Origin of the sequence: Pediococcus damnosus (assembly GCF_001437255.1) — a bacterium.
In the GTDB taxonomy this organism is placed as follows: Bacteria; Bacillota; Bacilli; order Lactobacillales; family Lactobacillaceae; genus Pediococcus; species Pediococcus damnosus.
Map to the genome: position 1 here is coordinate 1 of NZ_JQBD01000115.1, position 4,582 is coordinate 4,582.

Below are 4,582 nucleotides of genomic sequence, written 5' to 3' on the forward strand. Positions count from 1 at the left end.
ATTTCATTTACACAAGATTCTTGACGCTACCCTAATATATCGTCAAAACATAACATTTCGCTATATAACGTCAATTTATTCAATAAGTCTTCTTAATTAAATACTTATTAAAGACAATAATTATACATAATAACGATTAAGCAATAAAATCAGATATTTATTCTAAAATTCAAGCTATACCAATTCAAGCTTCTATGCATTAAACTTGATATTCTCGGAGTTTGTGTGCACGTTCCACTTGAACGCCTGTTCCCGCACTATCCTGTGCCTCCTGCTTTAATTGCTCCAAATTACCTGTTTGGGGAAGATGTGTTAATAATAACCGTTTAGCATGCGCTTGGTTCGCTAATTTGCCAGATTCTGTTGATGTCATATGCCATTTTTTCCCAGTTTTATTCGCATAAAAATTCGTATCCGTCATCAAAAAATCAGCATTATGCGCAAATTTAGCCAGCTCGGAAAAATATGCCGTATCAGATGTAAATACCAAAACTTTTTGTGAGCTTCTTTCAACAATTCTAACTGCAAACGCAGGAACTGGATGATGAGTCTTCATAAAAGTGAGTTGCAAAGGCCCTAAGTTTAATGTTTGATCGTCAGTGTATGCTTTACCGACTGTTGACTCCGGCCAAGTCAAAGCTCCAAAATTTAACGGATCCTGAGTGTGCCCATAAATTGGCAAAACTGGTTCCCTCTTATTGCCATCTCTTAATTGCCAAAAATATTGAAGCACACCAACATCTGCCGTATGATCATGATGATAGTGAGACAATAAGACTGCATCCAGTTGCAATGGATCTAAAACCTCTTCTAGTGTAAGTAATGCTTCACTTCCACAATCCAAGAGTAAATTATAATCACCTGACTGAATCAGATAAGCACTTGTACCAACATCATTCCATGGATATCCTCCATAATAACCTAAAACTGTTAATTTCAATTTATCTTCTCCTCTCGTACCTTTATTTCCAGATTATGCTTTCTATCATATATTCGCAAGAAAATCGTCGTTCCCTACGTTTAATTTAACATATTATCCCTAAAAAAAGAAAACCTTTTCATAATTTTTAACGAACAAGGTATAATGAAAGAGTAAGAAGAACAGAGTACTTGAAAATATTCTTTTATAGATACAAAATAAATGTAGCAAACGAGGGAGAGATTAAAATGCTTAATAAAATTTCATCCACTTTTGGAAGTTGGCCAATTATTAATCAAATTAAAAAAAATAACCCAGAACATGAATTCGTCACACTTTCTAGTTCATCTATAAAGAATGACTTTCAATTGTTGGATATTTCAGATAAATCATCTGTTTTTGCTAATCCACTAATTTATAACGTTACATTTCATGAAGGTAGCTCAAAGTGGAATGGTTTTTATCGATTTGCATTTATGACCCTTTCAAAAGAAGAAATTAAGGTCCTTAATGCCAAAATCATGCGTTTTATTGCAGCAGGTCATCTGCCCTTAGGATTGAACGATATTTTTCTTTTACAACCTGACAAAAAACCTAATGAGCGAGTTTTACTCACTATTTGGCAACTAGACTCCGACTATTCATTCTGGCGGCGTTCTGAAAGTTACCAGCCTTTCAAAATCTATAGTGACAGTGGAGCTTATAACTATCACGATACAAATTATAGGGCCTATCAATTGCACAGCCTGCAATCATAGTTATTTTCAAACCAATTTTTACAAAGAAAATGCTAAGTAACTTTTAGGCAATTGTCTAAAGTTACTTAGCATTTCTTTGTTTTATTTAACTTTCAATGTCATTGCATTAATAGCCACGATAATGGTGCTTAGTGACATTATAACAGCTCCTACCATTGGATCCAACATGAAACCAATCGGTGCTAATACACCGGCGGCCAGTGGCAGAGCAATTAAATTATAGCCCGCTCCCCACCATAAATTCTCCATCATCTTTCTATGTGTATTTTTAGCTAATTTAATGAAGCTAACAATATCCATAGGATCACTCTTGACTAAGATAATATCAGCTGACTCAATAGCAACATCTGTCCCAGAGCCAATAGCAATTCCAATGTTAGCTTTGGCTAAACTTGGAGCATCGTTGACACCGTCCCCGACCATCATCACTTGGTCTCCTCGATTTTGATACTCACCAATGATTCGTTGTTTGTCTTCTGGGTGTAATTGAGAGCGGTACGTTGTAATACCAAGCTTATCTGCTACAACTTTGGCAGTCTCATTGTTATCACCAGTTATCATGACCGGTTCAATATTCATATCTTTAAACATTTGAATTGCTTTTTTAGAACTAGATTTAATTTGATCTCCCTCAGCAACCATACCTATAACTTTCTCACCTGTAACTAAATAGGCAATCGAGTTTCCTTCACTAGCCCATTTTTTAAATGAATCAGCATCGTAAGTTATTTTTTGTTCTTTTAAATAAGTTGCAGACACAAGTTTGTAGACTTTACCCTCAATGGTTCCTTGCAAACCTGCTCCAGTAATTTGTTCAATATCTTTAGCTTGAGATACTGTTATTTTTTGTTGCTTAGCCTCGTTTAAAATTCCAACTGCCATGGGATGGCTTGAACCATTCTCCAATGTTGCCATCAATTTAAGGACCTGGACATCACTCAAATTGTTTTGGTAACTTTCGTAATGACGAACTTTAAATAAGCCTTCCGTTAAAGTCCCAGTTTTATCCATCAAAACATATTTAATTTTGTTAATTGACTCCATCGCATCCCGATTACGAATTAATAACCCATGATTGGCCGCTAGAGCCGTGCTACGGGCTGTAACTAATGGAACTGCTAATCCAAGCGCATGAGGACAAGCAATGATCAGAACGGTAACTGTGATGGATAACCCTACTGATAGTCCTCTAAGTGATGTCCATGTGATAAAAGCAATTATACCGATAATTAAGGCTGCATAGAATAGCCAGCCTGCAACTCGATCTGCAGTATTTTCGATTTTTGATTTATTTTGTTGTGCATCAGAAACCAATTTTTGGACCTGAGCAAGATAACTAGTTTCGCCTGTCCCCGTTACTTTAAATTCAAAAGTTCCGTCACCGTTAATTGATCCACCAATAACCTGGCCTTTGACGTCTTTTTCAACTTGCTTTGCTTCACCTGTAACCATTGCTTCGTTAACTGTTGATTTTCCCGAAACTATAATCCCATCTGCCGGAATCTTTTCTCCAGCACGTACTTGTAAAATTTGTTTATTTTGGATATCAGTACTTTTAATGTCTTGCACTTTCTCGTTCTCAACCAGATGAGCCTTATCCGGCAATAACTTTCCCAATGCATCTACAGCACTCCCCGCATGACTAATGGTATTCATTTCAACCCAGTGCCCTAAAAGCATAATGACAATTAAAGTTGATAATTCCCAGAAAAAGCTTTCTTTTTGTGGTTGAATATTTAAAATATCGTTGGCAATAAATGCATACATACTATAAATATATGAAACTGAAATCCCCAAAGCAATTAACATCATCATTGCCGGTTTATGTTCTTGCATTTCTCCTTTTGCACCGCTGAAAAATGGTTTTCCGCCGTAGAAGAATAAAATCGTAGCCAAAATTGCAACAATCCAATTAGAACCAGTAAAACTAAACTGAAAAGGCAGTTTCATTCCCATCATTGGACTCATCAAAATAATTGGAATTGTTAATACTAATGAGACCCAAAATTTTTGTTTCAAATTTCCCATATGCATCATATGACCACCATGATTCATCATGTCATGATCCATACTCATTGTGTCATTTTTTGAATGATTCATTCTGTTGTCTCCTCCTTTGGAATACAATTACATGCGACTTGATCTGGCGCTGTTTGTTCTTTAGCAGTGAGCGCATCTTGAAGTTTCTGTATATCACTTTTACTCAACTGAATTTCTTGGATAAGCTCCGCTAAAACTTCCCCATTTTTCATTGCACACATATTTTTAAAGAGCCTTGTCGCTTCTTCCTGCATAGCAGTCCGCTCGGCAATCGCACATTGGTAAGTATTTGTGTGTCCTTCTTTTGTCGCTGTTAGCATTCCCTTTTGCACTAACCGACCAATCAAGGTTTTAACTGTTGAAGCTTTCCAGGTTCGTTTTTTTACTAGTAAATTTATAATCTCACTACTAGTTGCCTTTTCCAGTGTCCATACTATTCGCATCACTTCCCATTCAGAAGTGGTGATAGGTAAATCATTAGCCATTATAAGTCCTCCGTTTACAAATGTAATCTACAATTAACAGACTACATTTGTAAACGATAATTGTCAAGGAAGAAGTTCATTTGTTTTAGCTTTTTGTGATATGATTAAAACATTAACTTGTGAAAAGAAAGGTTCATTATGAAGATTAAAATTAACCGCACAATCCTTATAAACATCATTCTCGATTTATTATTTGGCATTTTTTTCCTTTACTACCTAAACAGCAGTGCAGGAAATGTTTCTTCTGGTTACCGTTGGTTAATCACAGCCTTTGCCGCTTATGATTTTACAAATGTGATTATGAGTATCAGAAAGATTGTTCTCGAAAACAAAAAAAAATAATTATAGAGAATCGAGTAGGAGGTAGTTGATTAATTCAA

5 protein-coding genes are annotated in these 4,582 nt (G+C 35.7%); 2 read left to right on the plus strand and 3 right to left on the minus strand.

The genetic code is table 11. The features are described 5' to 3' along the window. Nucleotides 1-199: 199 nt before the first annotated feature. Entirely contained in the window at nucleotides 200-940 is a 741-nt protein-coding gene (locus IV84_RS09670; protein ID WP_046871792.1) for an MBL fold metallo-hydrolase, read from the minus strand. A 227-nt stretch (nucleotides 941-1,167) separates the two neighbouring features. Between IV84_RS09670 and IV84_RS09675 the strand changes: the two genes are divergently transcribed. After that, the gene (locus tag IV84_RS09675) at nucleotides 1,168-1,677 is read left to right on the plus strand and encodes a hypothetical protein (protein ID WP_056986581.1); all 510 of its coding nucleotides are present in this window, start codon (nucleotides 1,168-1,170) and stop codon (nucleotides 1,675-1,677) included. Between the two features lie 81 nt (nucleotides 1,678-1,758). Here IV84_RS09675 and IV84_RS09680 read toward each other — a convergent pair whose 3' ends face one another. Together IV84_RS09680 and IV84_RS09685 are read right to left on the minus strand one after the other, a co-directional pair. Continuing rightward, the gene (locus IV84_RS09680; RefSeq protein ID WP_046871790.1) at nucleotides 1,759-3,777 is read right to left on the minus strand and encodes a heavy metal translocating P-type ATPase; all 2,019 of its coding nucleotides are present in this window, start codon (nucleotides 3,775-3,777) and stop codon (nucleotides 1,759-1,761) included. Further along, nucleotides 3,774-4,202 carry a CopY/TcrY family copper transport repressor gene (locus IV84_RS09685; RefSeq protein ID WP_046871789.1) on the minus strand — a complete coding sequence of 143 codons (429 nt, stop codon included), beginning with the start codon at nucleotides 4,200-4,202 and terminating at the stop codon, nucleotides 3,774-3,776. Before IV84_RS09685 ends, IV84_RS09680 begins: the two co-directional genes overlap by 4 nt. Nucleotides 4,203-4,340: 138 nt before the next feature. Between IV84_RS09685 and IV84_RS09690 the strand changes: the two genes are divergently transcribed. Next, entirely contained in the window at nucleotides 4,341-4,544 is a 204-nt protein-coding gene (locus tag IV84_RS09690; protein WP_056986582.1) for a hypothetical protein, read from the plus strand. Nucleotides 4,545-4,582 lie beyond the last annotated feature (38 nt).

Coding starts and splice junctions, on each gene's coding strand:
- IV84_RS09685 (WP_046871789.1), bottom strand. CDS start 4,202: ATGGCTAATGATTTACCTATCACCACTTCTGAATGGGAAGTGATGCGA.
- IV84_RS09690 (WP_056986582.1), top strand. CDS start 4,341: ATGAAGATTAAAATTAACCGCACAATCCTTATAAACATCATTCTCGAT.
- IV84_RS09680 (WP_046871790.1), bottom strand. CDS start 3,777: ATGAATCATTCAAAAAATGACACAATGAGTATGGATCATGACATGATG.
- IV84_RS09675 (WP_056986581.1), top strand. CDS start 1,168: ATGCTTAATAAAATTTCATCCACTTTTGGAAGTTGGCCAATTATTAAT.